Genomic DNA, 23127 nt, shown 5'->3' on the forward strand with positions numbered 1-23127 from the left:
AATCAGATAATTGAGGAAACTAATGAATAAAAAAGACCGTCAGCAGCAGATAAAGCGTATCATTCAGGCTAATCATATCGGCACTCAGGAAGAAATTAAAGCCCATCTTCAAAAAGAGGGCATTTCAGTAACACAGGCGACTCTTTCGCGCGATCTGCGGGAGATTGGTTTGCTAAAACTGCGGGATGAATCAGGACGGCTTTACTATACCCTTTCAGAAGGAGATTCTTCTTACTTTGATCCTTTGATTTTGAGCTATGTTTTAAGCGTTGCCCGTGCCGGTTTTATGCTGGTTCTGCATACTAATCTGGGTGAGGCAGATGTTTTGGCCAATTTGATTGATGGCAGCAAAAAATCTGAAATTCTGGGAACCATTGCCGGTGCAGATACTCTTTTAGTTATCTGCAAAGACGTAGATACTGCCAGCCGTTTAGAAAGCGATATTCTGTCAAGCTTATGAGCTCATTTGAAAAAGCCCTTGAAGCTTTGATTGCCTTGCTGCGAAAACACGACAGTGTCTTAGCTTATCAGGCTGCCGAAAAAAAACTTAAGTCGCTGCCTGAGCTCAGCCATTTGGCCCATGAAATGAAGGCCTACCAGCAAGATGCTGTGCTCTTTCAGAAAATTGAAAAGTTAAAAGCTCAAAAAAAAGCAGACCAGCAGGCGCAGAAACTGGGAAAAGATTTAGACGGCCTTCCGATTGTCCAAGATTATCGAGCTAAAATGCAGGATGCCAGTGATCTCTTACAATATGTTACAAAGGCGCTGGAAGATAGGATAAATGAGGAGTTAGGAAATGACTAAGGAGAAGCTCTCTCCGGGAATGCAGCAGTATTTGGATATTAAAGAAGATTATCCGGATGCTTTTTTGCTTTTCCGCATGGGGGATTTTTACGAACTTTTTTATGATGATGCTGTCAAAGCTGCCAGGATTTTAGAGATCAGCCTTACCAGCCGCAACAAGAATGCAGACAATCCTATTCCTATGGCAGGTGTTCCTTACCATTCGGCTCAGCAGTACATTGATGCTTTGGTTGAGCTTGGCTACAAGGTTGCTATTGCAGAGCAGATGGAAGACCCCAAAAAAGCTGTCGGTGTCGTTAAACGTGAGGTTGTTCAGGTTATTACACCGGGGACACTGGTGGATTCCGGAAAACCTGACAGCGCCAACAATTTCTTGGTTGCTTTGGATACGGATGGCAGCCGTTTTGCTTTGTCTTATATGGATTTATCAACCGGAGAATTTTATGCGACGACCTTAGCAGATCTAACCGCAGTCAGAAGCGAAGTGCTTAATCTCAAGGCGCGTGAGCTGGTCCTTGGTTTTGAGCTTGATGAGGCAGCAGAGCAGATTTTCCGCAAACAGATGAACCTGCTTTTATCTGTTGAAAAAACAGTCTATAAGGACCTTCATTTGCTTGACAGCCAGTTAACTGATTTGGAGCTTGCCGCCGCCGGTAAGCTTTTGCAATATGTGCACACTACTCAAAAACGAGAACTGAGCCATTTACAAAAGCTTGTCCACTACGAAACCAAAGATTACTTGCAAATGACCTACACCACAAAATCCAGTCTGGATCTCTTGGAAAACGCCCGCAGCGGAAAAAAGCACGGCAGTCTTTACTGGCTTTTAGATGAAACAAAAACAGCCATGGGAACACGGCTGTTACGGACCTGGATTGACCGCCCTTTAGTCAGCCGTGAGTCTATCTGTAAGCGTCAGGAAATTATTCAGGTCTTTCTTGATCACTTTTTTGAACGCAGCGATTTGAGCGACAGCCTGAAAGGTGTTTACGATATTGAGCGTTTGGCCAGCCGAGTTTCGTTCGGGAAAGCAAATCCTAAAGATCTCTTGCAATTAGGTCAGACCTTGGGTCAGGTTCCGGTTATTAAGGCTATTTTAGAAAGCTTTGCAAGTCCTGCTCTGGAAGATTTGGCCGGTCAGATTGACCCGCTTCCAGAGCTGGAAGAGCTGATTCGCTCAGCCGTTGATCCTAATGCACCGATGACAATTACTGAAGGCAATATCATTCGCGAAGGTTTTGATGAGACCTTGGATAAATATCGTAAAATCATGCGTGAAGGAACAAGCTGGATTGCTGATATTGAGGCCAAAGAGCGCCAAGCAAGCGGTATTTCTACCCTGAAGATTGACTACAATAAAAAAGACGGCTACTATTTCCATGTCACCAATTCCAATCTCCCTCTGGTTCCTAAGCACTTCTTTCGAAAGGCTACCTTGAAAAATTCTGAACGCTTCGGCACAGAAGAATTAGCTAAGATTGAGGGAGAGATGCTGGAAGCGCGTGAAGAATCGGCTAATTTAGAGTATGATATTTTCATGCGGATCAGAGCACAGGTTGAAACGTATATCAAGCGCCTGCAAACCCTGGCTAAAAGTTTAGCTGCGGTGGATGTTTTGCAGAGCTTGGCAGTGACTGCAGAAAACAACCACTATGTTCGCCCCGTCTTTAACGATAATAAAGTCATCACTATTGAGAAGGGCCGCCATGCGGTGGTTGAAAAAGTTATGGGTAGGCAGGAGTATATTCCTAATACAATCCATCTGGATCAAAACACCAATATCCAGCTGATTACAGGCCCCAATATGAGCGGTAAGTCAACATACATGCGTCAGCTTGCTCTGACGGTCATCATGGCGCAGATGGGTTCTTTTGTAGCAGCAGATTCAGCTGATCTGCCAATTTTTGATGCCATTTTTACTCGTATCGGTGCAGCAGATGATCTGATTTCGGGTCAGTCAACTTTTATGGTCGAAATGATGGAAGCCAACCATGCTATCAAGGCTGCTAATGAAAACTCTTTGATTCTTTTTGATGAACTGGGCCGCGGAACAGCAACTTATGACGGAATGGCTCTGGCACAGGCTATCATTGAGTATATTCATGATAAAATCAAAGCGAAGACGATGTTTGCCACTCACTATCATGAGTTGACAGATCTGTCAACCAGCTTGACACATCTTGTCAATGTTCATGTTGCAACTCTGGAAAAACACGGCGAAGTTACTTTCCTGCATAAGATAACAGATGGACCGGCAGATAAGTCTTACGGGATTCATGTCGCTAAAATTGCCGGCCTGCCTGAAGATTTATTGAACCGTGCAGACCATATTTTGGTAGACTTGGAAAACACCAGTGCTGCCGTTTCGGTTAATCTGAAAAATGATAAAACCCCTGATCAGCCTGCCCAAGAACAGCTGTCGCTTTTTACTATCACTGATGATCACAAAGATTTGCTGGAAAAACTAAGGCAGCTGGATGTTGTCAATTTAACCCCAAGAGAAGCGATGAATGCTCTTTTTGATTTAAAAGATATGCTGTAAGAAGGGAGTTATCTCAATTGAGATTGCTCCTTTGTTTTATGTTATAATAGACACACATTTCAGTGAGGTAACTTATGTCAAAAATTATTGAACTACCAGAAATATTAGCTAATCAGATTGCTGCCGGTGAAGTCATTGAAAGACCGGCCAGTGTCGTAAAAGAATTAGTAGAAAATGCTATTGATGCAGGCAGCAGTCAGATTACAATCGAAATTGAGGAATCAGGGCTCAAAAAGATTCAGGTGACGGATAATGGCCAAGGAATGGAGCAGGCTGATGTAGCTATGAGTCTGCACCGCCATGCCACCAGTAAAATCAAGAGTCAGGCGGACCTTTTTAGGATTCGCACGCTGGGTTTTCGCGGTGAAGCTCTTCCTTCTATTGCTTCTGTCAGCCGTTTGAGTATCAAAACTGCCAGTCAAACAGAAAACCACGGGACTTTCCTCCTAGCTAACGGAGGCAAGGTTGAAAAAGAGGAAGCTGCCAGCACACCGGTTGGAACAAAAATAACCGTCGAAGATCTTTTTTTCAATACTCCGGCTCGCTTAAAGTACATGAAGAGTCTGCAGGCTGAGTTAGCCCACATTATTGATGTTATCAACCGTCTCAGTCTTGCTCATCCAGAAATTTCCTTTACCTTAATCAATGATGGCCGTGAACTAACAAGAACTTCGGGAAATGGTGATTTACGCCAAGCTATAGCAGGCATTTACGGCCTTAATACAGCTAAAAAAATGATTGAAATTTCTAATGCTGACCTTGATTTTGAGGTGTCCGGCTATATAAGCCTGCCGGAGCTGACAAGGGCAAACCGCAACTATATCACGATTCTTATCAATGGGCGCTATATCAAAAATTTTCTGCTTAACCGAGCTATTTTAGATGGTTATGGTTCCAAGCTGATGGTAGGGCGCTTTCCAATTGCGGTTATTGATATTCAGATTGATCCTTACCTAGCAGATGTCAATGTCCACCCGACTAAGCAGGAAGTTCGCATTTCTAAAGAAAAAGAGCTGATGCAGCTTATCAGCTCAGCCATTGCTGAGAGTCTCAGGGAGCAAGACTTGATTCCTGATGCTCTGGAAAATCTTGCCAAAGCAAGTACCCGGCACAGTCAAACAAGGGAGCAGACTTCTTTACCCTTAAAGCAGCCAACCATTTATTACGATAAAGAAAAGCATGATTTTTTCCGTAAAGATACAACGGTAGCAGAACAATCAGCAGGGTTTACAGAAGTTGACAATGCTGTAAAGCAATCTGTTGACAGTAGAGCACCTGGTGCTGTCAGATATGCCGAGCGTCAGACAGACAGACAAGAAAACAAAGACCATCCTGATATTGTTTTAAATGATAAGAGTCAGAAGCGGCAGTTCAGTAAACTTGTTAAAAATTTGGAAAATGAAGAAGCCTCTTCTTTTCCTGAATTGGATTATTTCGGTCAGATGCATGGAACTTATCTCTTTGCTCAGGGGGAAGGCGGTCTTTACATTATTGATCAGCACGCTGCACAAGAGCGCGTAAAATATGAGTATTACCGCGAAAAAATCGGTCAGGTTGACAGTAGTTTACAGCAGCTTTTGGTGCCTTATCTTTTTGAATTTCTAGCCAATGATTTCATGACTCTGCAGGAAAAGATGCCGATTCTCAATGAAGTTGGCATCTATCTGGAAGCTTATGGAGAAAACACCTTCATTCTGCGAGAGCACCCGATCTGGCTGCAGGAAAAAGAAATCGAATCTGCCGTCTATGAAATGTGTGACATGCTGCTCTTGACAAATGAAGTGTCTGTAAAAAATTATCGTGCAGAGCTGGCCATTATGATGTCCTGCAAACGATCGATCAAGGCTAATCATGCCTTAGATGACTATTCCGCCAGAGACCTTTTGAATCAGCTGTCACAGTGCAAGAACCCCTACAATTGTCCGCACGGCCGGCCGGTTCTGGTCAATTTTACCAAGTCCGATATGGAAAAGATGTTCCGTCGGATTCAGGAAAATCATACCAGTCTGCGAGAATTGGGCAAGTACTAAATGACCTGACCCAAAGAAAGAAATATAATCCATTTGATATTCCGTCAAAACAGAGTTCTAATTAGTTTTATCAGTTTCTTTTGCCTCTTGGTTTTTTGCTGATGGCGACGGTATTTGGCTCTGTAAGGACGATTATTTAGGTAGCAGCTCCTTTGAAAATTGATAAATTATGCTATACTGATAGGGATTAAAGAGAGGTAAAAAAACATGTTCGATTATATCAAAGGGAAATTGACAAAAATCACAGCAAAATATATTGTTGTTGAAGCAGGCGGTTTGGGTTATATCATTAACGTTGCCAACCCTTACAGCTTTTCAGAACAGATGAATCAGGAACTGAGAATTTACCTGCATCATGTCGTGCGCGAAGACGCTCAGCTCCTTTATGGCTTTCATACAGAGGACGAAAAATCGGTTTTTCTTAATCTCATCTCTGTCTCAGGAATTGGGCCTACGTCAGCGCTTGCCATTATTGCAGCTGATGATAATGACGGCTTGGTAGCTGCTATTGATAAGAGCGATGTGACTTACCTCATGAAATTTCCAAAGATTGGGAAAAAAACCGCCCAGCAAATGGTTTTGGATCTGGCCGGTAAGTTTGCTGATGCCAAACAGCCGACAGCTGGCACAAAGAGCAAATCTTCGGCTCAGGATAACAAGGACCTGGAAGAAGCTATGGAAGCTCTTTTGGCACTGGGTTATAAGGCTAAGGAACTGAAAAAAATTCGGACATTCTTTGAAGGAACGACTGATACGGCAGAAAATTATATCAAGTCATCTCTAAAAATGCTTATAAAATAAGGGCTGAGCTTTGCCGTTTTCATTACAGGAGGTTATTATGCAGCGCTGCGGCTGGGTTAAGGAAAACAATCCTTTATATATTGCTTATCACGATGAAGAATGGGGGCAGCCGCTCCATGATGATCAAAAACTATTTGAATTACTGTGCCTAGAGACCTATCAGGCAGGCCTGTCCTGGGAGACAGTCCTCAATAAACGTACCGCTTTCAAAAAAGCTTTTCATAACTATGATGTCCAAAAAGTGGCTCGCATGTCCGATCAAGAACTGGATAGGCTGCTTGCCAACCCTGAGATTATTCGCAATAAGCTCAAGATTTATTCTACCCGTGCCAACGCGCTGGCCTTTTTAAAAATTCAAGAAGCGTATTCCAGTTTTGATGCCTATCTTTGGTCCTTTGTCCATGGCAGAAGCATTAATAATAAGGTGGAAGACTACCGAGAAATACCAAATAAGACAGCTTTATCCGAGATACTTTCGAAGGATTTAAAAAAGAAGGGCTTTAAATTTGTCGGACCTGTCTGCATTTATTCCTATTTGCAGGCGGCCGGTTTAATTAATGACCATGAAGCAAACTGCGATTTTAATCCCAATAAAGCAAAGGATTAACGCCGAGGATCGGTCTGCTAAATCTGCAGATGTCAACGACAACAGACAACAGGCAGGGCAAATAAATCACCATGAAAAACAGGGACAGCAGTCCTTGTCTTTTTTATTGTCAGAGAAAGGACTTTCTGATTTAGAATGGTACAAGCAGAGTAGGCTGGGTTGCTGTTTGGCCCTTAGCAAATTTAGCAAAAATGAGAAATTAAGCTTATTTTGTGATAAAATAAAGCGATATTACGAATAGATAAAGTAGGTAACAATATGAAAGCTGAGATTATTGCTGTAGGAACAGAGATTTTGATGGGACAGATTGTCAATACCAATGCGCAGTTTTTATCGGAAAAACTGGCGCAGTCCGGCATTGATGTTTATTTTCAGACAGCCGTAGGTGACAATGAAGAGCGGCTTTTGTCGGTTTTGAACATCGCTAAAGGACGCAGTGATTTAGTAGTGCTCTGCGGCGGTCTGGGACCTACTGAAGATGATTTGACCAAGCAGACCTTGGCAAAATTTTTAGGAAGAGAGCTGGTTTTTGATAAGGCTGCTCAGGTTCGTCTGGATGAATTTTTTGCTTCTCGTCCGGCCTCAGCACGTACGCCCAACAATGAACGTCAGGCACAGATTGTTGCAGGAAGCCGACCGCTCCCTAACGCGACCGGCTTAGCTGTAGGCGGTATTTTAGAAGCTGAAGGAGTGACTTATATTGTACTGCCTGGACCGCCTAGCGAATTGAAGCCCATGGTTAACCAGGAACTCCTGCCTTATTTGTCTGAGACATCCGAGCAGCTCTACTCGCGCGTGCTGCGCTTTTTCGGCATTGGTGAGAGCCGCTTGGTGACCTTGCTGCACGATCTGATTGACAGTCAGACCGATCCTACTATTGCTCCTTATGCCAAGACCGGAGAAGTAACGATTCGGCTGTCAACAAAAGCCCACAGTCAAGAAGAAGCGGATGTTAAGCTGGATCAGGTGGAAACAGAGATTTTAGCGATTGACCGTCTGTCTGACTATCTTTACGGCTATGGAGAGGATAATTCATTGGCGCAGACTGTGTTTGAACTGCTTAAAGAGCAGGGAAAAACAATTACAGCAGCCGAAAGTTTAACTGCAGGGCTGTTTCAAGCAAGACTGGCAGATTTTGCAGGAGCTTCGGATATTTTTAAGGGCGGCTTTGTGACTTACAGTATTGAAGAAAAGGCTAAGATGCTGGATATTCCGATTGAAGAATTAAAAAAACACGGTGTTGTCAGTGACTTTACCGCTCAAAAAATGGCGGAGCAGTCACGGCTTCTGACCGGAGCAGATCTGGCTGTTTCCTTGACCGGAGTAGCCGGTCCCGATCAGTTGGAAAATCAGCCGGCCGGGACAGTCTTTATCGGCCTGTCAAGTGCCCAGGGAACGCTGTCACGCAAAGTTTCAATCGGCGGACGCAGCCGTTCGGATGTGCGTTATATTGCCGTTTTACATGCTTTTAATTTAGTACGTCAAACTTTATTATCTGATAAAAATTTAGTATAATAAAATGACGGTCTTGGAACTTTAAAAAATAGGAGAAAAAAGATTGGCAAAAAAAACAAAAAAGACAGAAGAAATTACCAAAAAATTTGGAGACGAGCGTAAAAAAGCGCTTGATACTGCCTTAAAAAACATTGAAAAAGACTTCGGTAAAGGTGCTGTGATGCGGCTTGGCGAACGAGCTGAACAAAAAGTTCAAGTCATGAGTTCAGGCAGTCTGGCGCTTGATATTGCTCTGGGTGCCGGCGGCTATCCTAAAGGACGTATTGTTGAAATCTACGGTCCGGAATCATCAGGGAAAACAACAGTAGCCCTTCATGCTGTTGCTCAGGCGCAAAAAGACGGCGGAATTGCTGCTTTTATTGACGCAGAACATGCTTTGGATCCGGCCTATGCCGCAGCTTTGGGCGTTAATATTGATGAACTCTTGCTGTCGCAGCCGGATTCAGGGGAGCAGGGACTGGAAATTGCCGGTCAGCTGATTGATTCAGGTGCTGTTGATTTAGTCGTTGTTGACTCGGTTGCGGCTCTTGTACCGCGTGCAGAAATTGACGGTGATATCGGTGACAGCCATGTCGGTCTTCAGGCACGGATGATGAGTCAGGCTATGCGTAAACTGTCGGCATCAATCAATAAAACAAAGACTATTGCTATTTTTATCAACCAGCTGCGTGAAAAAGTCGGAGTGATGTTTGGAAATCCTGAAACAACACCCGGCGGGCGTGCGCTGAAGTTCTATGCCTCTGTGCGTCTGGATGTTCGCGGCAATACTCAGATTAAGGGAACAGGCGATCAAAAAGACAGCAACATTGGTAAGGAAACCAAAATTAAGGTTGTCAAAAATAAGGTTGCTCCGCCGTTTAAGGAAGCCTTTGTGGAAATTATGTACGGAGAAGGGATTTCCCGCACGGGTGAGCTGGTCAAGATTGCCAGTGATTTAGGCATTATTCAAAAGGCCGGTGCATGGTATTCGTATAACGGCGAAAAGATTGGTCAAGGTTCAGAAAATGCCAAAAAATTCTTGGCCGATAATCCTGACATTTTTGATGAAATTGATCATAAAGTCCGTGTTCAGTATGGTTTAATTGAAGACAGTGAATCTGATTCAAAGCAGACTTCTAAAGAAGAAAATACCGATCAATCTGATCAAGATCTCGTTCTTGAACTTGATGATGCTATCGAATTGGAAGATTAAGTAAAAATAGGTCCAGAGACCGACTATTTATTTAATGAATTATGCTAAGATAGTATTATCCTGTAAGGAAAGAGAGGAGAGATTGAAACATGATTAAAATTTATACAATTTCAAGCTGTACAAGTTGCAAGAAAGCAAAAACATGGCTTAATGCTCACAAACTCCCTTATAAAGAACAAAACTTAGCAAAAGATATACTGACCAAAGAAGAAATTCTCAATATCCTTTCGAAAACTGAAAATGGGATTGAAAGTATTGTGTCCTCGAAAAATCGCTATGCCAAGGCTCTCAACTGTAATATTGATGATTTGAGCCTCAACGAAGTTATTGATTTGATTCAGGAAAATCCACGAATTCTTAAAAGCCCTATTTTGATTGATGATAAACGTCTTCAGGTCGGCTACAAAGAAGATGATATTCGCGCTTTCTTGCCGCGGGCTATCCGCAATGTTGAAAATACAGAAGCTCGTTTGCGTGCGGCTTTGTAAAAGTAATAAGCTGGAGCATGTACTGTACCTTAAAGTCAGATAACAAACTGACGGTTGGCACAGCACAAAGCTCCGGCTTTTTTGTTGCCGTGACTGGCATGCAGCAGCAAGTTCTTGTTTGGGCTTAAAGGATGTTGAAATTGCCGCATGACGATTGGATTTTATGTTAAAAACAGTACAAATAAGGGCTAGCAGTTTATCAGATCATTGCTGCGATTGCTGAGGGCAGACAAAACGATGGGAAAGGGGCTTTAATTTTTTTGATATCCCTACTTTTTTTCCTTTAAATTATGCTATACTGGAATTAAGGAGAAAAAGCATGAGAAGAAGTAACAAAAAACAAAAAAAGTTAGCCCCGTTCTGGCTGTATTATAAAATTGGCCTTGGTCTGGTTTTTATTGTCTCACTGGCTGTGCTTTATTTTTATCGGTCTCAGTGGCTGACCATTCTTCCTTTTGCTTATATATCGGGATTTCTGCTCTTACTGTCCAGAACTAAGTTAAGTGGTTGGTCCTTGGTTGTGCTTAGTTTTGTTCGTTATGCAGCTGTCTTTTTTACGCTGACTTACGGTGCCTTTGTTGTTTTAGATATTAAACAGGGTGCAAGGATAAAAGAAGCCCTGATAGCTCCATATCGCCTGTTTGCTCTCGTTTTTGAGCCGACCATGCCTTTTTCAGGGATATTGATGGGGGTTATAATACTGCTGCTCTTTCTCTTTGCTTACAGAAAAAGAACATAATACCGCTGATAAGGCAGGGGAGATTGAGTATTGATAAAAAAATTAACGCTGTTGCTGCTGACTGGTTTGTTTTTAACCGCTTGTGTTCCGGTACATTTGGTTAAGAATCTGTCTTCAAAGCAAGCAGAATCTGAAAAAATAGTCAGAAAACGGCCTAAAAAGACAAACGAATCTGACACAGCCACAACAACTGAAGACGAAAAAGAGGTTGTCACTGAGGCCTATACCTATACGTATAAGTCTAAAAGTGACATGCCTGATCAAAGGCATACGCACACGCTGACCTATCAAGGCGACAAGTTTCTTACCATTAAGATGGAAGTCATCCAGCCTTATGATGAGCAGACAACAGCAACCTTAAAGAATCACAGTTTAGAAGAAGTACGGGCACTTTTGAAAAAACAAATGGATGTCAATCCGGATATTCAAAAGCTCAAAACTGTCCGAGGCGTAGCCTTGGATATTGATGTTACAGAAAACTACGAAGCAAAGGTAACCTTTACTTTTGATATTCCAAATATTGACAGGGATGCCTTGTCAGCAGTTGGAAGCAGTTTCGGTGATTTATCAAGAATGACGAGACTAACACCAAAACTTTATATCGCTGCTCTCAAAAGAGAGGGTGCAACGAAGATTATTCAACAGTAAGTCTGGAAGAGACGGCTGCTATAGCTGTCTTTCCCAGACTTTGTTTTTTTAAAGATAGTTATTCCAGCGTGATAAACGATCTAAGAATACCTTATCGTTCTGCTGTTTAGATCTGACTGAGACGCTCATTGATTTCTTGGATGTCTTTTTTTTGTGTCAAATAGAGGAAGAGATAGATGAAGCTATAAATGATAGACGCAAGGAGCAAGAATAAACCAAAACTTGCCCAAGCCATTTTAAACCAATGCAGGTAAATACCTGAAAGAACAAGCGGGATAAGGATTAGAAAATAATGAATTGCAGTTGCAGACAGCAGGCTTAATCTTTCATTTTTAAAAAGCCTTCCTGCCGCTCCCTGAAGTATTCCAAGAAGCGCGAAGATTAAAAGCTGAACAGCGCCGGCCTGTGAGGCTGATGAAAACATGTGAGTGAAACTTGGGATTCCCAGAGAGCTGCTGTTTGGAAAAAAGAGGGTAGTGATGAGACAGTTTATGAATGAGCCGATTCCCATTCCAATAAAAGCATAACTGATAATGTGTTTAGCGATTTTCATGGTAGGTTTCCTCCTTAAATTTTTAATTTTTCTTTAAAGCGCTTTAAACTGCGTCTGGATACAAAACTGACAAAGCCGTTTTTTAAAGTGACTTCAATGCTGCCTTTAATGGTCAGATCCAGTTGTTTTATGTATTTGATATTGATTATTTCTCCCTGTGAAATCCGAATGAAATTTGAATTTAAGTGCTGCTCAAAGTAAAAAATTCTTTGTTTGGCCAAATAGGTGTCCGTTAGGGTTTGAATGAAAACATGTTTGTTTTCAGTGAAAATCCGAATGATGTTTTCAGTCTTGATAAATTCCAGCCGCTTGTTTTTGTAGCCATAGATAAAATAAGGTTTTTTCTCGATAAAATCAATAATTTCCTGAGTTTGTAAATCAATCTGCGCTGTGTAAATTTTAATCAGGGTTTCTTTTAGCTGAGCATCCTTAATAACTTCTAGTTTCATATAGCTTTCCTTCCTTTGTCTTTAGTATATAGAATTTTTGAAAGAGAGACCAGCGTTTGCGGCTATGTGGCTTCTAATTTGAGATATGTGGCTCTTATCCTTGTGAAAATACTGAAAATAAGATATAATGTAACATGATATTCCCTATGAGAAAGAAGGTGTTATTGTGGGATTTACAGATGAAACAGTTCGTTTTAACCTTGACGATGGAAATAAGAAAGAAATCAGTGAAACATTGACACATGTTTATCGTTCACTGGAGGAAAAGGGTTATAATCCAATCAATCAGATTGTCGGTTATGTTTTGAGCGGTGATCCTGCTTACGTGCCTCGTTATAATGATGCTCGCAATCAAATCCGTAAATATGAACGCGATGAAATTGTCGAAGAATTGGTACGTTATTATTTACAAGGAAACGGGATTGATTTAGGATGAGAATAATGGGGCTGGATGTTGGTTCAAAAACAGTTGGTGTTGCAATTAGCGATCCTCTGGGTTTCACAGCGCAGGGAGTTGAAATCATCGCCATTAATGAAGCCAACGAAGAATTCGGTCTTGAGCGCTTGGCTGACCTGGTCAAAGAATACAGGGTGGAAAAATTTGTAGTAGGTCTGCCTAAAAACATGAACAATACAAGCGGTCCGCGTGTGGAAGCCAGCAGAGCCTATGGCGAAAAAATCAAGGAACGTTTTGGTTTGCCTGTTGATTATCAGGATGAGCGCCTGACCACTGTTCAGGCAGAACGAATGCTGGTTGAGCAGGCTGATGTCAGCCGCGGCAAACGTAAAAAAGTTATTGATAAGCTGGCAGCTCAGCTGATTTTACAAAATTATTTAGACCGAATGTTTTAGGCCTGACTGCTTAGCAGCTGTCACCAGATGATTTATGTTTTCTTCGCAGGAAGAAAAGCTGTTTAATAAATGAAAGATAATAGGAGGCGATTATGTCACATCATCATGATCATGAGCAAGAACATGACCTCATTACGTTGGTTGATGAGCAGGGAAATGAGACCCTGTTTGAAATTCTCTTAACCATTGACGGAAAAGAAGAATTTGGAAAAAATTATGTTCTTTTAGTGCCGGCCGGAGCAGAAGAAGATGCTGACGGTCAGATTGAAATTCAGGCCTATTCATTTATCGAAAATGAAGACGGTACAGAAGGCGACTTGCAGCCGATTCCGGAAGACGCTGATGCTGAATGGGATATGATTGAAGAAGTTTTCAACAGTTTCCTGGATGAAGACGATAACTAATCTAGAAATGTCTGAGGCAATCAGGCTTTTTCTTTTTGCTTTTTACGAATAGCTAAAAGGGGTGCACAATGAGCAAGAAGAAGGATCTGACTAAAGAGGAAGAATTATTTTTGAAAGCTTACAAAGAGAAGTCCTGCCACCGTTTCAGAGATATTTTGACCTATGCTTTTATCTTAGATAAATTGACTAATAAGTAGATTTTGTTATACTTTTAATAGGAAAATTCAAGGAGAACCAGTTTGGATAAACGACAAGAAAAATACAGCAACGAAATATCAGCAGACCAAAATATTCGTAAGGATTCTGATAAAAGCAACAGCCCTGCAGAAGTTGATTCTCTGCACCGGCTTTATATTGTCATATTCAGCGCTTTTGTCAGCTTTTTTAGTGTGGCTATGCCTGTTTTCACTGATTTCAGCAATGCTGTGCAATCCCAGAATCTCTATACTGGCTTTATGATGGCCCAGAACCATTTGCCTTACAGTGATATTTTTTCGACGGGCGGCTTTGTCTATTATGGACTGATTTCTTTGAGTTATTTATTAGGAAGCAGTTTCTGGCTGATCTTTGTCCAGTTCGCCGCCTTTTACTTTTCAGGGATCTACCTTTATAAGATTGTCTACCATATGACAGATAAAGAAGAAGTAGCTATCAATACCATACTGCTTTTTTATCTGGGGAATTTTGCCTTGGGCTTTGGCGGTCTTTACCCTGTTCAGTTTGCCATGCCTTTTGTCTTGCTGTCGCTGTGGTTTTTGACGAAATATTTTGCGGGACTGACAAGGGATGAGGGCTTTATCGTTTATGGTCTGACAGGAGCATTTGCCTATTTAATTGAGCCCAGAACCCTGTTTTTCTGGCTGGTTTCCTTGGCTGTCATCTGTGTTCATAACATTAAAAACCGTCGTTATGCCCACGGTTTCTATCAGATTCTCTGCTTGCTGTTTGGCGGCCTTTTGGTATTTTATACCTTCGGCTATTTTGTCTTAAACATGCAGATCCTGTCATCCTATGTTTCTCAGGCCGGAACTTATTATTTTACTTATTTTGCACTGGGCAAAGAGGATGTCTTGCTGACAATTCTCTTCCAGCTCTTTGTGCTCTTTGCTTCGGGTCTGTTAATGGGAGCTTTGACCTTCTTTAATCATATTAAGCGGGAGACCGATCGGGATGACTTGGTCAAATCAATTGTCTTTCTAAGCTTTGTTTTCAGCCTGATTTTCATTTTGCTGTCACAAAGTTTTGCGACCTATCAGTTCTTACTGCTTCTGCCGTTTGGGCTGGTTTTGACGGGACTTTATCTTGATGATAAGTATAAGGAATCCCAGAGGCGCAGGTCGCGCCGCCGTAAGCAGCACAGACGGCTGTCGCGCAGAGTCTTTGAACTGTTTTTACTGGGGCATTTTTACCTGCCCTGCCTGCTGTTTGTTTACGGTTTGGCTCAGCCGGTTGTTCACTATGTTTCCTCTTATGGTTTAAATCAGGAGCGGGCACAGGCAGCCGATTATATCAGAGAAAATACTGACAAGGATTCCAAAATCTATGTCTGGGATTCCAGTGCCAAGATTTATCTGGATGCCAACCGTCTTTCAAGTTCACAGTTTCCTCTGCCTGCAATCAATACGGTTAAAGAATCTAATGAAAAAGCGCTGGAAGATGAACTGCTGCAAAATGAAGCTTCCTATGTTTTGGTTAATGAAACTGCAGATCGGCTGCCGAGTGTCTTAAAAAATAATTTTAGAAAAAATTATAAAGCGATTTCCTTGAAGACAAGCCCCGACTTCACTGTTTACAAGCGAAAATAACCTAAAAATCAATATATTGTGTCTGATAACTTTTTTTGCCACAATATATTGATTTTTTTCTTTCTTGTGTTATAATAGCTCTTGTAAGGAGAGAGACCTATGATTGCACTCGAAACAGAAAATATTTTTGCTAAACCTGCTATGATTGTCATTAAACGTGATGGCCGTCAAGTTGCTTTTGACAAGGACAAAATTTATCAGGCTATCGTCAGAGCAAGTAATCAGGTGACACCGATGACGCCGTTTATTGAGGCAAAATTATCGGATATTGCGAATCGGGTTGTTGCTGAAATTTATGAGCGTTTTAGCGAAAATATTAAAATTTATGAAATTCAAAATATTGTAGAGCATGAACTCCTAGAGGCCGGAGAATACACTATTGCTCAGGAGTATATTAATTATCGTGCAAAACGTGATTTTGAGCGCTCTCAAGCCACTGATATCAATTTTACCATTGATAAATTGATTAATAAGGATCAGACTGTTGTCAATGAAAATGCTAACAAAGACAGTGATGTCTTCAACACCCAGCGCGATTTAACAGCTGGTATTGTCGGCAAATCAATCGGCCTTAAGATGCTGCCTGAGCATGTTGCCAATGCGCATCTTAAAGGGGATATTCATTACCATGATTTGGACTACAGCCCTTATACGCCGATGACCAACTGCTGTTTGATTGACTTCAAGGGTATGCTGGAGTCTGGTTTTAAGATTGGCAATGCCGAAGTTGAAAGTCCTAAGTCTATCCAGACAGCGACAGCTCAGATTTCCCAAATCATTGCAAATGTAGCTTCCAGCCAGTATGGCGGCTGTTCTGCTGACCGCATTGATGAAACCTTGGCTCCTTATGCAGAACTCAATTATAAAAAGCATTTAAAGGATGCTCAAAAATGGGTTGCTGAGGACAAGCAAGAAGAATATGCGCGTGAAAAGACCAAAAAAGACATCTATGATGCCATGCAAAGCTTAGAATATGAAATCAATACTCTCTTCACCTCTAATGGGCAAACACCGTTTACCTCACTAGGTTTTGGTTTAGGTAAGGATTGGTTTGAACGTGAAATTCAAAAGGCTATTCTTAATATTCGGATTAAAGGGCTGGGCAGTGAGCACCGTACAGCTATCTTTCCGAAGCTCATTTTCACTGTTAAGCGCGGTCTTAATCTGGAACCGGGGACACCAAACTATGATATCAAGCAGTTAGCGCTTGAATGTGCCACTAAGCGCATGTACCCTGATATGCTGTCTTACGAAAAGATTATTGAGCTGACAGGTTCTTTCAAGGTTCCTATGGGCTGCCGTTCGTTCCTTCAAGGCTGGAAAGATGAAAATGGCGTTGAAGTGAATTCCGGCCGGATGAATCTCGGTGTGGTAACTGTTAACCTGCCGCGTATTGCTCTTGAATCCAACGGAAATATTGATAAATTCTGGGATATTTTCAGCGAAAAAATGGCTATTGCCAAAGACGCGCTTGTTTACCGGGTCAACCGTGTTAAAGAAGCTACGCCTGCTAACGCGCCTATCCTCTATCAATACGGTGCTTTTGGCAAACGTCTTGGCAAGGACGATTCAGTAGATGAATTGTTCAAGGATCGCAGGGCGACAGTTTCACTTGGCTACATCGGACTGTACGAAGTCGCTACCGTTTTTTATGGCGGTGAGTGGGAAACCAATCCAGCAGCTAAGGACTTTACTATTGATATTATCCGTCAGATGAAGGATCTCTGCGGTAAATGGTCTAATGAATATAATTACCATTTCTCTGTTTATTCAACACCGTCTGAAAGTCTGACAGACCGCTTCTGTCGTTTAGATACAGAAAAATTTGGTGTCATCAAAGATATTACGGACAAAGAATACTATACAAATTCCTTCCACTATGATGTGCGTAAAAATCCAACACCGTTTGAAAAATTAGATTTCGAAAAAGACTATCCGGAAGCGGGTGCGACAGGCGGTTTTATTCACTACTGCGAGTATCCTGTACTGCAGCAAAACCCTAAAGCACTTGAAGCTGTTTGGGACTATGCCTATGACCGTGTTGGCTATCTGGGAACTAATACGCCGATTGATCGCTGCTATGACTGTGGTTTTGAAGGTGATTTTACACCGACAGAGCGTGGCTTTATGTGCCCGAACTGCGGTAACACAGACCCTAAGACTGCCGATGTAGTCAAGAGAACCTGCGGTTACCTTGGCAATCCTCAGGCTCGTCCTATGGTCAATGGCCGTCACAAGGAAATTTCAGCTCGTGTAAAACACATGAACGGCTCAACCATCAAGAATCCGGGACATAATAATTAAACTTGTTTCTTGTATTAGCAAGCTTTTGCCGAGTCAATTTTGGAGACTCGGGGAGCAGACTTTTGAACGGCTGCATCATCTGCACGGTATTGCCTGCTTCTTTGTTTGGGTAGACGATCAAGAGTGATACTTTGGCTGTCAGTTTGCTGAAATGGTGAGAGGGATTGGGAAAGTTGTTTCCCGTCCCTTTTTTAGCTTTTAGGCCTGCAGTCTGCAAACTGCTTGCAGACTGTTAGGAAGCTGCAGGTGCGCAATATTTGAAATTTAACATAACTAGAAAGAAAAGAAAAAATGGGAAAGTACCAATTAGATGATAAGGGCAAAGCGCAGGTCCAGCGTTTTCATGAAAAGCATGCCCAAGGGATGAATGCTCAAACTAAAAAGGCCCGTGCACAAGCTCTGCGTGAAAAGTTCTTGGGAAAAGGAAAGACTGCCAATGGAGCTAAGAAGACCAACTCTTAAAGACAAAAAAGCTGTTCTTGACATGATAGAGGAGTTTACGGACAGCCGGTCCGCCCATGACGGCGGCTTTTGGAAGGAAGATTTTGACTATGAGGACTGGCTGCAGACCAACTTAGCCTATGAGATGGGTGTCGGTATTCCTGATGGCTTCGTTCCCGCTATTCAGCTGGTTTCTTTTGATGATGAGGGACGGGCACTGGGCTTTCTGCACATCCGCCTGCGTCTCAATGACCTTTTGCTGAGTCAAGGCGGGCACATTGGCTATTCCATTCGGCCGTCTGCGCGCGGCAAGGGCTATGCTAAGGAAGCGCTGCGTCTGGGTCTGCTGGAAGCTGAAGCGAAAAATATTAAACAAGTTCTCCTTACCTGCCGTGATGACAATCCGGCCAGCCGAGCGGTCATTTTGGCCAACGGCGGTATTTTGGAAGATGTCAGAGATCAGGTGGAGCGCTATTGGATAGATTTGGAGGAGAAAGATGACATGGAACACACCTAAGCCCGGAGAATGGAAAAGTGAAGAGCTGAGTCAAGGTCGGATTATTGATTACAAGGCCTTTAACTTTGTTGATGGTGAAGGCGTGCGCAATTCACTCTATGTATCCGGCTGCATGTTTCACTGTGAAGGCTGTTATAATGCGGCTACTTGGTCCTTTAAGGCCGGAATTCCCTATACACAGGAGCTGGAAGAGCAAATCATGGAAGATCTGGCTCAGCCCTATGTACAGGGCTTGACGCTTTTAGGCGGTGAGCCGTTTTTAAATACGGGGATTCTCATTCCTTTGCTTAAACGCATTTGCAAGGAGCTGCCGGAAAAGGATATCTGGTCCTGGACGGGCTATACTTGGGAAGAGCTGATGCTGGAGACGCCGGATAAACTGGAGATGCTTGGGCTGGTTGACATTCTAGTAGATGGACGTTTTGACAAATCAAAAAAGAACCTCATGCTGCAGTTTCGCGGGTCTTCCAATCAGCGTATTATTGATGTTCCTAAATCACTGGCTAAAGGTGAGGTTGTTATTTGGGATAAACTCAATGACGGCAAAGAGACTTATGAACAGGTTGACAGGACTGATATGATTTAAACCAAAAACATCCGGAATCTTTCAAACCAACTCAGTCAAGCTGTCAATTCCTAAGTAACCTAAAACGAGGCAGAAGGTCTGCCTCGTTTTTATGATCTGAATTGGAGAATCTCAGCCATGTCGCTTCTTAACAAAGACAAGTTCTTTGGCCTTGGAGAGATTTGCCTGATACTGAAAGCCGTCAAAGGACAGGCTTTTCAGGTCTTCAATGGTTTGGCATTGTTCATGCATGGCCTGCGTCAGAAAATCTCCTCTGGCTTTTTTGGAGATGGTCGAATGTGTTTTCAAGCTGCCGCCTCGTTCCTCTAAAAATTTGACAGCTGTCAGCCGGCTGCGCACGCTGGGTGAAAAGACATCCGTGAACTCACTGGATAAGAGTGAAATGAGCTTATCGTTTTCTAAGACAAAGCGGTCGTAGTCTTTACGCCAGTACTTTTTAAGAGATGCTCCTTCAACGCTGATCTTAGTATTAAAATCAAGGCGATGAGGAACGATTTTTTCAAAAGCAGGGATAATACCATAAAGAGCAGATGTTATAAAGAGATGGTCTTTCAGAAAGCTTCTCTCATCAAGGGACAGGTTCTTGCGTTTGATATGGCGGTACATGAGACCGTTAAAGAGCTGAAGTGCGGGATAGGCTGGTGCCTGTCCCTTTTGAATGGCCTGCAGACGCTCGTATTCGACCTCAGCAGCCTGAGGCTTGATCTTATAGACCTCGGCAAGCTCATCCAAAGACAAGGCTGCAAGCTGGCTGATAATAGGCCGGGCTTTAGCCGGAAGTTCTTGCGGAGAGAAAGCACCGCTTTCTTTCATTTCCTTAGCTGTTGGGATTAAAAATTTCATAGATTTCCTTACTAACTGATCTTAGATAAAGAGCAAAAGGCTGATAGCCATGACAATCATACCGGAGATCAAACCGTAGATGGCCAAGTGGTGCTTGCCGTATTCTTCAGCGGCCGGCAGCAGTTCATCCAGAGATATAAAAATCATAATACCGGCGACTCCTGAAAAAATAGCACCGTAGACAATGTCGTTCATAATGGGCATCAGCAAAAACCAGCCGATAAGAGCGCCTAAAGGCTCAGCCAGACCAGACAGGAAAGAATAGGTGAAAGCTTTTTTCTTAGAGCCTGTTGCCTGATAAATGGGTACCGAAACCGCAATGCCTTCAGGAATGTTGTGAATAGCAATAGCCACAACGATAGGGATAGCAACGCTTGCGTCCTGCAAACCAGAGATAAAGGTTGCTAAGCCTTCAGGGAAATTATGAATAGCAATGGCGATAGCTGTCATTAGTCCCATGCGCATGAGTTTTCCGGGTTTTTGTTCCTCTTCTTCAACGGTTTTAATTTCATGGGGATTTTCCTCAGAAGGGATCAATTTATCAATAATGGCAATTAAAAACATGCCGCCGAAAAAGGCCAGAACAGTCAGCCAGGAACCGCTTCTTTTGTCCAGTGCTTTAATCAGAATATCCTGAGCAGTTGGAAAAATCTCAATCATGGAAACATAAATCATAACACCGGCAGAAAACCCCAGGCTGACAGATAAGAAAGCTTTGTTGGTGTGCTTGGCAACAAAGGCGATGAGGCTGCCGATGCCGGTTGAGAGACCTGCAATGGCAGTGAGTACAAAGGCAGTAAGTAAATTTTGAGACATGGTCAATTCTTTCTCTGGGATATGTTTGTATGCTCTCATTATAATATGAATTGCTGTTTTCATCAAATCTGAAAATGAGAAAAATAAGAAGCTGGAAGTTACAAAATTATTACAAAAACTAATTTAAAGTTAAAGCTATTGACATAATGTTTTTTTTTTTGTAAAGTTATAAAAAGTAATGCGTTTTTTAGAATTCTTAATTTTTAATCTAATGTGAAAGGAACTTATTATGAAAAAGAAGGGGCTTACTCAGATAATCGTACTTCTTTCTCTGTCTTTGACCTTTGTTTTCGGTGTTTTTGCTGCTAAAAATATCAAAGCTCAGGCAGAGGCACGGGATAATGTGATTACTTCTGTAAACATTACAGATGGAAAAGGCAATCCTTTGGACGGCACCCTTGATAAGTGGGAAAACTTCCGCCTCAGTGCTAACTTCAGCCTGCCTAATAACACTGTCAAAAAAGGCGACACAACAACTATCGCACTGCCGGAAAAGCTGCGCTTCAATCGCTCAGAAGAGTTTGAGATTAAAGACAAGGACGGCAATACCGTGGCTACGGCTAAGCTTGATGCTAATACCAAGACAGCTACGCTGACTTATACAGACTATGCCGAAACACACTCTGATGTCACAGGCAGTTTCTATTTCAATGTTCTTGTGGATCACACAGTAGTGACACAAAAAGAAACGATCCCTGTCACTATCGAAGTTGAAGGCAAGGTTGTCAATGCCGGCACTGTTGACTTCACAGGTGTCGGAGAAGCCAAAACAAGTGATCTGACCAAGTCCGGCTGGATAGACAGCCAAGGGGTTATCCACTATCAGATCCCGGTTAACCGTTCCGGTAAAAACTTCCCTGCTGCCGTTATTACAGATCTCTTAAAATCATCAGGGGTTACCTATGTTGAAGGAAACTTTAAGATTCAAAAGGGAACTTGGGGCACTAAAGGCAGTGAATGGGAACTCCAAAATAGTACTGATGTCACCAATCAATTTAGCGTTAATTTCCAAGGCGATACCGGCTTTGAAATTAACTTAGGCGATATCGCTGAAACAGACGGCTATCTTATCACCTACGATGCCACAGCGGATTATAAGCTGAGTGACGGTGAAGTTCTGAACAATACAGCTTCGCTGACATCTAACGGTCAAAAGATAACAAATGTTAGCTACGGGCAAACCTACAGAGAATCCGGAGGAACTGCTGAAGGTTACGTTTATTCAATTAAGCTTCACAAGAAAAATAAGGACAATGATCCATTGGCAGGTGCTGTCTTTGTTGTCACTCGTGATGCCAACGGTCAGGTCATTGGAGAATTTACCACAGACGCTGAAGGAAATATCACCGTCCCTGGTTTGCTGAAAGATTCCTACACTATTACAGAAAAAACAGCTCCGGACGGTTATCAGCTCTCAGGTGAAAGCATCAAGATTTCAGAAGAAGACTTTGGCAGCAGCAAGACTGTCACAAAAGATGTTGTTAATGAAAAGATTCCGGAAACCACAACGACTGAGGAAACGACTACAACAACGCAAGCTCCGACGACAACGACAGAGGAGCCTACCACAACGACAGAAGCTCCGACAACGACAACTGAAAGCACAACGACGACTGAAGAGGCAACCACAACAATAGAAGAGCCAACAACCACTGAGGCTCCAACAACGACAGCTGAAAGCACCACAGCGTCGGAAGAGCCGACAACGACAGAAACTCCAGCCACTACGACTGAAGGCACAACAACAGCGGCTGAAACGACTACTGAAGCAGTCATTTCTACGACTGAAGGTGCAACCACGACAAGCGACGTTGCTGAAACAACGACACAGAGTGAGTCAACAACAGAAGGGCTCACAACAACAGAAAGTCCAGCAACGACAACAGAAACTCCGACAACTACAGAAATTCCAAGTACCACTGAAAACCTGACGACAGAAACAGCAGCCACAACCACAGAAGTGCCGACTACGACTGAGGAAACGACGACAACAGAATCCGACACCACTCAGGCGCCGGCAGCGACCACATCGTCAGCCGGAACTAGTTCTAAGCAAGCAAGCGGCAAGAAAAAAGCTGCTTCAAACGGTCTTCCAAGTACCGGCTCAGACAGCGGCTTTGCCTTGTCCTTGCTTGGACTTGTGAGTGTTTCTGCACTGGGAATAGTTTATTATCAAAAGCACTTTAGTTAA

Annotated in this window: 25 protein-coding genes; 21 read left to right on the forward strand and 4 right to left on the reverse strand. The window is 42.6% G+C overall.

The window, feature by feature from the left end; translation table 11 throughout:
* The first annotated feature begins 22 nt into the window (after window positions 1–22).
* The 11 genes from argR (at window position 23) to AC4HAF_RS05390 (ending at window position 11366) form a co-directional block, all read left to right on the forward strand.
* A complete protein-coding gene (argR, locus tag AC4HAF_RS05340) occupies window positions 23–460 on the forward strand; it encodes an arginine repressor (protein WP_491096958.1) in 438 nt (145 codons plus the stop codon).
* Window positions 457–804, forward strand: a complete 348-nt coding sequence (locus AC4HAF_RS05345; protein ID WP_491096959.1) for a YlbF family regulator — start codon at window positions 457–459, stop codon at window positions 802–804. The genes argR and AC4HAF_RS05345 overlap by 4 nt, the downstream gene beginning before the upstream one ends.
* Window positions 797–3346 carry a DNA mismatch repair protein MutS gene (mutS, locus tag AC4HAF_RS05350; RefSeq protein ID WP_491096960.1) on the forward strand — a complete coding sequence of 850 codons (2550 nt, stop codon included), beginning with the start codon at window positions 797–799 and terminating at the stop codon, window positions 3344–3346. Before AC4HAF_RS05345 ends, mutS begins: the two co-directional genes overlap by 8 nt.
* A 74-nt stretch (window positions 3347–3420) precedes the next feature.
* Window positions 3421–5376, forward strand: a complete 1956-nt coding sequence (gene mutL, locus AC4HAF_RS05355; RefSeq protein WP_491096961.1) for a DNA mismatch repair endonuclease MutL — start codon at window positions 3421–3423, stop codon at window positions 5374–5376.
* 207 nt (window positions 5377–5583) lie between these two features.
* Entirely contained in the window at window positions 5584–6177 is a 594-nt protein-coding gene (gene ruvA / locus AC4HAF_RS05360; protein WP_491096962.1) for a Holliday junction branch migration protein RuvA, read from the forward strand.
* A gap of 37 nt (window positions 6178–6214) precedes the next feature.
* Entirely contained in the window at window positions 6215–6784 is a 570-nt protein-coding gene (locus tag AC4HAF_RS05365; protein ID WP_491091869.1) for a DNA-3-methyladenine glycosylase I, read from the forward strand.
* A 258-nt stretch (window positions 6785–7042) separates the two neighbouring features.
* A complete protein-coding gene (locus tag AC4HAF_RS05370) occupies window positions 7043–8299 on the forward strand; it encodes a competence/damage-inducible protein A (protein ID WP_491091868.1) in 1257 nt (418 codons plus the stop codon).
* Window positions 8300–8342: 43 nt separating this feature from the next.
* Window positions 8343–9491: a recombinase RecA gene (recA, locus tag AC4HAF_RS05375; RefSeq protein ID WP_491091867.1), complete on the forward strand. Its 1149-nt coding sequence runs from the start codon at window positions 8343–8345 to the stop codon at window positions 9489–9491.
* Between the two features lie 89 nt (window positions 9492–9580).
* Window positions 9581–9979 carry a transcriptional regulator Spx gene (gene spx / locus AC4HAF_RS05380; protein ID WP_491091866.1) on the forward strand — a complete coding sequence of 133 codons (399 nt, stop codon included), beginning with the start codon at window positions 9581–9583 and terminating at the stop codon, window positions 9977–9979.
* 319 nt (window positions 9980–10298) lie between these two features.
* A complete protein-coding gene (locus tag AC4HAF_RS05385; RefSeq protein WP_491091865.1) occupies window positions 10299–10718 on the forward strand; it encodes a hypothetical protein in 420 nt (139 codons plus the stop codon).
* A 30-nt stretch (window positions 10719–10748) separates the two neighbouring features.
* Complete coding sequence (locus AC4HAF_RS05390; protein ID WP_491096963.1) at window positions 10749–11366, forward strand: SP0191 family lipoprotein; 618 nt, start codon at window positions 10749–10751, stop codon at window positions 11364–11366.
* Window positions 11367–11472: 106 nt separating this feature from the next.
* Here the strand turns inward: AC4HAF_RS05390 and AC4HAF_RS05395 are convergent, their stop codons facing one another.
* Window positions 11473–11919 carry a DUF3021 domain-containing protein gene (locus AC4HAF_RS05395; RefSeq protein ID WP_491096964.1) on the reverse strand — a complete coding sequence of 149 codons (447 nt, stop codon included), beginning with the start codon at window positions 11917–11919 and terminating at the stop codon, window positions 11473–11475.
* Between the two features lie 14 nt (window positions 11920–11933).
* A complete protein-coding gene (locus tag AC4HAF_RS05400; RefSeq protein ID WP_027975236.1) occupies window positions 11934–12368 on the reverse strand; it encodes a LytTR family DNA-binding domain-containing protein in 435 nt (144 codons plus the stop codon).
* Window positions 12369–12534: 166 nt separating this feature from the next.
* Here AC4HAF_RS05400 and AC4HAF_RS05405 point away from each other — a divergent pair, with 166 nt between their 5' ends.
* From AC4HAF_RS05405 to nrdG, 9 genes are all read left to right on the forward strand, one after another.
* Window positions 12535–12804 carry an IreB family regulatory phosphoprotein gene (locus AC4HAF_RS05405; protein ID WP_003089901.1) on the forward strand — a complete coding sequence of 90 codons (270 nt, stop codon included), beginning with the start codon at window positions 12535–12537 and terminating at the stop codon, window positions 12802–12804.
* Complete coding sequence (ruvX, locus tag AC4HAF_RS05410; protein WP_491096965.1) at window positions 12801–13220, forward strand: Holliday junction resolvase RuvX; 420 nt, start codon at window positions 12801–12803, stop codon at window positions 13218–13220. The genes AC4HAF_RS05405 and ruvX overlap by 4 nt, the downstream gene beginning before the upstream one ends.
* 92 nt (window positions 13221–13312) lie before the next feature.
* Window positions 13313–13624, forward strand: a complete 312-nt coding sequence (locus AC4HAF_RS05415; protein ID WP_491091860.1) for a DUF1292 domain-containing protein — start codon at window positions 13313–13315, stop codon at window positions 13622–13624.
* Window positions 13625–13692: 68 nt separating this feature from the next.
* Window positions 13693–13821, forward strand: coding sequence for a hypothetical protein (locus AC4HAF_RS05420; RefSeq protein WP_491096966.1), 129 nt, complete (start codon window positions 13693–13695; stop codon window positions 13819–13821).
* Window positions 13822–13896: 75 nt separating this feature from the next.
* Window positions 13897–15429 (forward strand): glycosyltransferase family protein, encoded by a 1533-nt coding sequence (locus AC4HAF_RS05425; protein WP_491096984.1) that lies wholly within the window; start codon window positions 13897–13899, stop codon window positions 15427–15429.
* Between the two features lie 99 nt (window positions 15430–15528).
* Window positions 15529–17733, forward strand: a complete 2205-nt coding sequence (nrdD, locus tag AC4HAF_RS05430) for an anaerobic ribonucleoside-triphosphate reductase (protein WP_491096967.1) — start codon at window positions 15529–15531, stop codon at window positions 17731–17733.
* A gap of 291 nt (window positions 17734–18024) precedes the next feature.
* A complete protein-coding gene (locus AC4HAF_RS05435; RefSeq protein ID WP_491096968.1) occupies window positions 18025–18195 on the forward strand; it encodes a hypothetical protein in 171 nt (56 codons plus the stop codon).
* Window positions 18170–18691, forward strand: coding sequence for a GNAT family N-acetyltransferase (locus AC4HAF_RS05440; RefSeq protein ID WP_491096969.1), 522 nt, complete (start codon window positions 18170–18172; stop codon window positions 18689–18691). The genes AC4HAF_RS05435 and AC4HAF_RS05440 overlap by 26 nt, the downstream gene beginning before the upstream one ends.
* Window positions 18672–19277 (forward strand): anaerobic ribonucleoside-triphosphate reductase activating protein, encoded by a 606-nt coding sequence (gene nrdG / locus AC4HAF_RS05445; RefSeq protein WP_491091855.1) that lies wholly within the window; start codon window positions 18672–18674, stop codon window positions 19275–19277. The genes AC4HAF_RS05440 and nrdG overlap by 20 nt, the downstream gene beginning before the upstream one ends.
* A gap of 111 nt (window positions 19278–19388) precedes the next feature.
* Here the strand turns inward: nrdG and yaaA are convergent, their stop codons facing one another.
* Both yaaA and zupT read right to left on the reverse strand, forming a co-directional pair.
* Entirely contained in the window at window positions 19389–20120 is a 732-nt protein-coding gene (gene yaaA / locus AC4HAF_RS05450; RefSeq protein WP_491096970.1) for a peroxide stress protein YaaA, read from the reverse strand.
* A gap of 21 nt (window positions 20121–20141) precedes the next feature.
* Window positions 20142–20936, reverse strand: a complete 795-nt coding sequence (gene zupT, locus AC4HAF_RS05455; RefSeq protein ID WP_491096971.1) for a zinc transporter ZupT — start codon at window positions 20934–20936, stop codon at window positions 20142–20144.
* A 229-nt stretch (window positions 20937–21165) separates the two neighbouring features.
* Here zupT and AC4HAF_RS05460 point away from each other — a divergent pair, with 229 nt between their 5' ends.
* Window positions 21166–23127: an Ig-like domain-containing protein gene (locus tag AC4HAF_RS05460; protein ID WP_491096972.1), complete on the forward strand. Its 1962-nt coding sequence runs from the start codon at window positions 21166–21168 to the stop codon at window positions 23125–23127.

The sequence above is a fragment of the Streptococcus sp. ELY_90 genome (assembly GCF_058314475.1).

Bases quoted from the DNA above. Each gene is read 5' to 3' on its own strand.
- argR (WP_491096958.1), top strand. From the start codon at position 23: ATGAATAAAAAAGACCGTCAGCAGCAGATAAAGCGTATCATTCAGGCT.
- AC4HAF_RS05345 (WP_491096959.1), top strand. From the start codon at position 457: ATGAGCTCATTTGAAAAAGCCCTTGAAGCTTTGATTGCCTTGCTGCGA.
- mutS (WP_491096960.1), top strand. From the start codon at position 797: ATGACTAAGGAGAAGCTCTCTCCGGGAATGCAGCAGTATTTGGATATT.
- mutL (WP_491096961.1), top strand. From the start codon at position 3,421: ATGTCAAAAATTATTGAACTACCAGAAATATTAGCTAATCAGATTGCT.
- ruvA (WP_491096962.1), top strand. From the start codon at position 5,584: ATGTTCGATTATATCAAAGGGAAATTGACAAAAATCACAGCAAAATAT.
- AC4HAF_RS05365 (WP_491091869.1), top strand. From the start codon at position 6,215: ATGCAGCGCTGCGGCTGGGTTAAGGAAAACAATCCTTTATATATTGCT.
- AC4HAF_RS05370 (WP_491091868.1), top strand. From the start codon at position 7,043: ATGAAAGCTGAGATTATTGCTGTAGGAACAGAGATTTTGATGGGACAG.
- spx (WP_491091866.1), top strand. From the start codon at position 9,581: ATGATTAAAATTTATACAATTTCAAGCTGTACAAGTTGCAAGAAAGCA.
- AC4HAF_RS05385 (WP_491091865.1), top strand. From the start codon at position 10,299: ATGAGAAGAAGTAACAAAAAACAAAAAAAGTTAGCCCCGTTCTGGCTG.
- AC4HAF_RS05395 (WP_491096964.1), bottom strand. From the start codon at position 11,919: ATGAAAATCGCTAAACACATTATCAGTTATGCTTTTATTGGAATGGGA.
- AC4HAF_RS05400 (WP_027975236.1), bottom strand. From the start codon at position 12,368: ATGAAACTAGAAGTTATTAAGGATGCTCAGCTAAAAGAAACCCTGATT.
- ruvX (WP_491096965.1), top strand. From the start codon at position 12,801: ATGAGAATAATGGGGCTGGATGTTGGTTCAAAAACAGTTGGTGTTGCA.
- AC4HAF_RS05415 (WP_491091860.1), top strand. From the start codon at position 13,313: ATGTCACATCATCATGATCATGAGCAAGAACATGACCTCATTACGTTG.
- AC4HAF_RS05420 (WP_491096966.1), top strand. From the start codon at position 13,693: ATGAGCAAGAAGAAGGATCTGACTAAAGAGGAAGAATTATTTTTGAAA.
- nrdD (WP_491096967.1), top strand. From the start codon at position 15,529: ATGATTGCACTCGAAACAGAAAATATTTTTGCTAAACCTGCTATGATT.
- AC4HAF_RS05435 (WP_491096968.1), top strand. From the start codon at position 18,025: ATGGGAAAGTACCAATTAGATGATAAGGGCAAAGCGCAGGTCCAGCGT.
- AC4HAF_RS05440 (WP_491096969.1), top strand. From the start codon at position 18,170: ATGGAGCTAAGAAGACCAACTCTTAAAGACAAAAAAGCTGTTCTTGAC.
- nrdG (WP_491091855.1), top strand. From the start codon at position 18,672: ATGACATGGAACACACCTAAGCCCGGAGAATGGAAAAGTGAAGAGCTG.
- yaaA (WP_491096970.1), bottom strand. From the start codon at position 20,120: ATGAAATTTTTAATCCCAACAGCTAAGGAAATGAAAGAAAGCGGTGCT.
- zupT (WP_491096971.1), bottom strand. From the start codon at position 20,936: ATGTCTCAAAATTTACTTACTGCCTTTGTACTCACTGCCATTGCAGGT.
- AC4HAF_RS05460 (WP_491096972.1), top strand. From the start codon at position 21,166: ATGAAAAAGAAGGGGCTTACTCAGATAATCGTACTTCTTTCTCTGTCT.